Origin of the sequence: Bradyrhizobium sp. CCH5-F6 (assembly GCF_001556045.1) — a bacterium.
Lineage (GTDB): Bacteria > Pseudomonadota > Alphaproteobacteria > Rhizobiales > Xanthobacteraceae > Bradyrhizobium.
Genome location: NZ_LSIC01000098.1, coordinates 1 through 4,858, shown reverse-complemented (window position 1 = coordinate 4,858; position 4,858 = coordinate 1). Strand labels below are relative to the sequence as shown.

Below are 4,858 nucleotides of genomic sequence, written 5' to 3'. Positions count from 1 at the left end.
TGGCGTTGTCGGCGTTCTGCTTCACGTTCGAAGCCATCTCCTCCATCGAGGAGGACGCTTCTTCGGCGGAGGAGGCCTGCTCCGTCGCGCCTTGTGACAGCTGCTCGGCGCTGGCCGAGAGCTCCTGGCTGCCGGCCGAGACGTTCTGGGCAGCGGTGAGCGCTTCCGATACGATCTGCCGGAGCTTCTCCACCATGCGTTCGAGCGCAAGGCCGAGCGTGTCCTTGTCCGACAGCGGCTTGGCCTCGATTGTCAGATTGCCCTGCGCGATCTCGTTGGCGAGGGCTGCAGTCGCGTTCAGATTCGCGGTCATCTTATTCAGCGATTTGACGAGATCGCCCACTTCGTCGTTGCTGGAGACGTCGATCTTCTGGCTGAGGTCGCCGATGGAAACCGCATCGGCAAGCCCAACCGCACGGGCGAGACCGCGACTGATGTTGACGGCGATCCAGACGGCCGATCCGGCCGCGATGACGAGCGATGCAACGATGATGCTCAACAACACGAGCTTGGCGTTGGCGGCTTCCTGCGCAGCAGCGCCCGCGAGTTCCGACATCACCTTCTTCACATAATTGATGTAGTCGGTCGACGTCGAGATTGCCTCGGCAGCATTCGCCTTGCCTTCGCTTGCGGCGAGTGCCGCGGCGCGGATGTTGCCACCTTCCTTCACGACGTCGCCGACACGGGTGATGACCTTGATCAAACTGTCCGTCTGCGCCGTCAGCGATGCAGAGGAGATGCCGATCGATTTCAGTGACGCGCCGGCATGCCGCGCCGCATTCTGAAATGCGTCCGTCCGCACGCCCAGTTCCTTCATTTCCCCGCCCAGCTCGTCCATGCTGGACGCCGAGAACGTTGCGGTCATCTGCCGTTGCGCTTGAGCGCCTTCCAACCGGAGATTCTGAAGAGCCATGAGAGCGTCGCCGCGCTCGGGGCTGGAAGCCGTCCGACTCACCTCCGCAAACACCGCATCCACGGCCTCGGTCCAAGCCTTCCTGACCGGCTGGCCTTCGGCCGCCCAGAGCTGCGCACCTCGGTTATTGGAGTTCATCATGCCGAATTTGACGACGGTGTCCTCCGTCGCATTCATCTTGTCGTAGGCCACGGTGAACTTGTCGAGGAGCTGCCTGCCTGTGGCGTTGGCGACGGAATAGATCTCGTCACGCAGGCGTGTTGCCTCCTTACGGTACTGCTTGATCTCGTCGGCGATCTTCTGCATCTCCTGATCGGTCGATGCGATGATGACTTCTCGTTCCGCGCGGGTCTGATAGAACACGAAGTTCTGAAGCTCGCCTGCCTTGTCGATGCGGGCGGCACGCTGCACGAGACTTTCAGAAGTGTCGGAGAGCTGGGTGAGCTTCATGTAAGCGATGCCCCCCGTCGCCATCGACAACACGATGATGGTGCTGAACGCGGCGGCAAGCTTTGCCTTGACAGTGAATCTCATGGAAGGTTTCCTTGAATCAATTGAATGGCTACGCTCGACAACATTTCACGGGTACGCTTCACGCCGCGCAGGAGGCATCGGTCGACGCCTCTCGTAGCCCTGGTATCTCGTCGCTGGCCATCAGCTTGGCGAGATCGAAGATCACGACGAACTTCTCGCCCTTGCGGCCGATGCCGGCCGCATAGTCGGATTGCCATTTCCCGCCGACTTCGGGCACCGGCTCGATCGCCTGCTCGTCGATGTCGGTGACCTCGAACACGCAGTCGGCGACGAAGCCGACGCCGACCAGGCGGTCCTTCATCGGCACGTCGAGGATGATGATGCGCGTGGCTTCGGTGGCAGGCACGCTCGGCAGGCCGAGCTTGATCCGGAGGTCGACGATCGGATATCCGCTGCCGCGCACGTCGATCATGCCGAGCAGGAAAGCCGGCGCATGCGGCAGCCGCGAGATCGGCCGCATGTCGAGGATCTCCCGGACGTTTCGGATGCTGATGCCGAACGTCTCGCCGGCGAGACCGAGGGTCAGATATTGCGAGGTTGCGGCCATGATGCATCCATTCGATCAGGTGTCGGGCGGCGCCCCGTCGGGGCCTGCCGGTTAGCGTTGAAAGTCTGCGTCGCGATCGTCGTCGGCCTGGGCCATATCGAAGGCAAAGCCGCCACCGCCGACCTTGAGGGCCCGTGCCGGTCTGGCGGCCGGCTTTCTGGCAACCTCGTCAGCCGCCGCCATCCTTGCCGCCTTGGCGCGAAGCTGCGCAACGGCCTGTTCGATCTCGCGCGGAGCTGCCTTGGCCTTGTTCGCGCCCTCCTCGATCCGGAAGAAGGAGATCGTCGACTGCAATTGCTCGGCCTGGGAGGCGAGCTCTTCCGAGGTCGATGACACCTGCTCGGACGCGCTGGCGTTCTGCTGGCCGACCTTGTCGAGTTGCTGGATCGCCTGGTTGATCTGGGCCGCACCGACATCCTGCTCGCGGCAGGCCGATGTGATCTCCTGGACCAGCGCGGCCGTCTTCTTGATGTCGGGTACGAGCTTCGAGAGCATGCCGCCGGCCTCTTGCGCTACCTTGACGGTTTCGACCGAGAGCGTCCCGATCTCTGCGGCGGCCGCCTGGCTGCGCTCGGCGAGCTTGCGCACCTCGGAAGCGACCACGGCGAAGCCCTTGCCGTGCTCGCCGGCGCGCGCGGCCTCGACCGCCGCGTTGAGGGCCAGCAGGTCGGTCTGCCGCGCAATTTCCTGCACGATGGTGATCTTCTCCGCGATGGTCTGCATCGCCTGGACGGCACGCCCGACGGCTGCACCGCTGGCCTCCGCGTCCTTGGCGGACTGTGCCGCGATCTTCTCGGTCTGGTTGGCGTTGTCGGCGTTCTGCTTCACGTTCGAGGCCATCTCCTCCATCGAGGAGGAGGCTTCCTCGGCGGATGAGGCCTGCTCGGTCGCTCCCTGCGAGAGCTGCTCGGCACTTGCGGAAAGCTCCTGGCTGCCGGCCGAGACGTTCTGGGCCGCAGTCAGGGCTTCCGAGACGACCTGCCGGAGCCTCTGCACCATGGTTTCCAGCGCGATGCCGAGCTTGTCCTTGTCGGAAATCCGCTTGGCTTCGATCGTGAGATTGCCCCGCGCGATCTCGTTGGCGACCTCCGCATTGGCGTTCAGGCTCGCGATCATGCGCTCCAGCGCGATTCCCAGAGTGTCCTTGTCGGATAGACGTTTGGCCTCGACGGCCAGATTGCCTTGCGCGACCTCGTTGGCGATCGCGGCAGTCGCGTTGAGGTTCGCTGTCATTGCATTCAGCGACTTGACGAGATCGCCGACCTCGTCGTCACTCTTGACCTCGACCGTTTGGCTGAGGTCGCCGATCGCGACCGCGTTGGCAAGGCCGACCGCGCGCATGAGGGATCGGCTGATGCTCAGCGCGATGAAGGTTGCGGCGACGGCGCCAAGGAGCAACGATACGATGAGGATGCTCATCAACAGCATCTGCGCGCGGCTGCTCTCCGCTCTGGCCTCGTCCGACCTGTCGGACATCAACTTTTTCAGGAAATCAAGATATTCGTCCAGCGCCTTGGTCGCCTCGCCGACGGCGCGGCGGACTTCGCTGGTCGAATGCTCGATCGCCTTTGCCTTGTCGGTGCGGGCCAGTTTGAGCGTCTCGTCTTCGACGGCGTTCATGCTCGCATACAGTCCCGAGAACCTGTCGAGCATCTTCTTGCCGGTCTCTGTGGCGGTGGCGTAGATTTCGTCCCTGGTCTTGAGCAGACTCTCGCGAATCTTCCGGAGCTCAGCCGTGTAACGTTCGGCATCCGCGTCCGACTGCGCCATGATGGCGTTCTTCTCGGCGCGCACCTGCAGCAAGAGATCCCGCTCGAGTTCGGCGGCTTTGCTCGATCGTCCGGCGGCCCCGATAATGACCTCCGTCGCGCTCGCGAGGTCGGTGAGCTTCGAATATGAGATTGCGCCTGCGATCATGGACAGGACGAGAACGGCACCAAAAGCGCTGCCCAGCTTTGCCTTGACGGTGAATCTCATGTTCGAATTCCCTCGGGTTCGGCCCGGTCTGATTTTGAGGGGACGCGAGCGCAACAGCCCGCGTCCCGGAAGAGCGTCTAGCGTTGAAACTCGGCGTCGCGATCGTCGCCGCCGTCATCCATATCGAAGGCGAATCCACCGCCGCCCGCGACCTTCAGGGCCTTTGCCGGCCTGGCTGCAGGTGCCTTGCCGCGCCGATCGACCGCCGCCATCGTCGCCGCCTTGGCGCGAAGCTGGCCAACGGCCCGGTCGATTTCCCGAGGCGCGGCGTTCGCCTTGCGCGTGGAGTCCTCGATGCGGAAGAAGGCGATCGTCGACTGCAACTGCTCGGCCTGCGAAGCCAGTTCCTCGGAGGTCGAGGACACCTGCTCGGAAGCGCTGGCGTTCTGCTGACCGACCTTGTCGAGCTGCTGGATCGCCTGATTGATCTGCGAGGAGCCAACGTCCTGCTCGCGGCAGGCAGCGGTGATTTCCTGGACCAGTTCGGCCGTTTTCTTGATGTCGGGCACGAGCTTGCCCAGCATCTCGCCGGCTTCCTGCGCAACCTTGACCGTCTCGGTCGAGAGAGTGCCGATTTCGGCCGCGGCCGCCTGACTGCGCTCGGCGAGCTTGCGCACCTCGGAGGCGACGACCGCAAAGCCCTTGCCGTGCTCGCCGGCGCGCGCCGCTTCGACGGCCGCGTTCAACGCGAGCAGATCGGTCTGGCGGGCAATCTCCTGCACGATGGTGATCTTCTCGGCTATCGTTTGCATCGCATCCACGGCGCGGCCGACGGCAGCTCCGGACGCTTCCGCATCCTTGGCCGACTGCGCGGCGATCTTCTCGGTCTGGTTGGCGTTGTCGGCGTTCTGCTTCACGTTCGAAGCCATCTCCTCCATCGAGGAGGA

General features: G+C 63.7%; 4 protein-coding genes. All 4 read right to left on the bottom strand.

All coding sequences use genetic code 11. From position 1 onward, the window contains the following. Positions 1-1,447, bottom strand: a 1,447-nt coding sequence (locus AX729_RS38710; RefSeq protein WP_061025374.1) for an MCP four helix bundle domain-containing protein, incomplete at its 3' end; no start/stop codon positions are given. A gap of 58 nt (positions 1,448-1,505) precedes the next feature. Further along, positions 1,506-1,994 carry a chemotaxis protein CheW gene (locus tag AX729_RS17945; protein ID WP_061025372.1) on the bottom strand — a complete coding sequence of 163 codons (489 nt, stop codon included), beginning with the start codon at positions 1,992-1,994 and terminating at the stop codon, positions 1,506-1,508. 51 nt (positions 1,995-2,045) lie between these two features. Then, a complete protein-coding gene (locus AX729_RS17940; protein ID WP_061025370.1) occupies positions 2,046-3,971 on the bottom strand; it encodes a HAMP domain-containing methyl-accepting chemotaxis protein in 1,926 nt (641 codons plus the stop codon). A 77-nt stretch (positions 3,972-4,048) separates the two neighbouring features. Further along, positions 4,049-4,858, bottom strand: an 810-nt coding sequence (locus tag AX729_RS17935; protein ID WP_245325242.1) for a methyl-accepting chemotaxis protein, incomplete at its 5' end; no start/stop codon positions are given.

What these genes read in the sequence shown, in the direction of transcription:
- AX729_RS17945 (WP_061025372.1), bottom strand. Translation starts at nt 1,994, where the DNA reads ATGGCCGCAACCTCGCAATATCTGACCCTCGGTCTCGCCGGCGAGACG.
- AX729_RS17940 (WP_061025370.1), bottom strand. Translation starts at nt 3,971, where the DNA reads ATGAGATTCACCGTCAAGGCAAAGCTGGGCAGCGCTTTTGGTGCCGTT.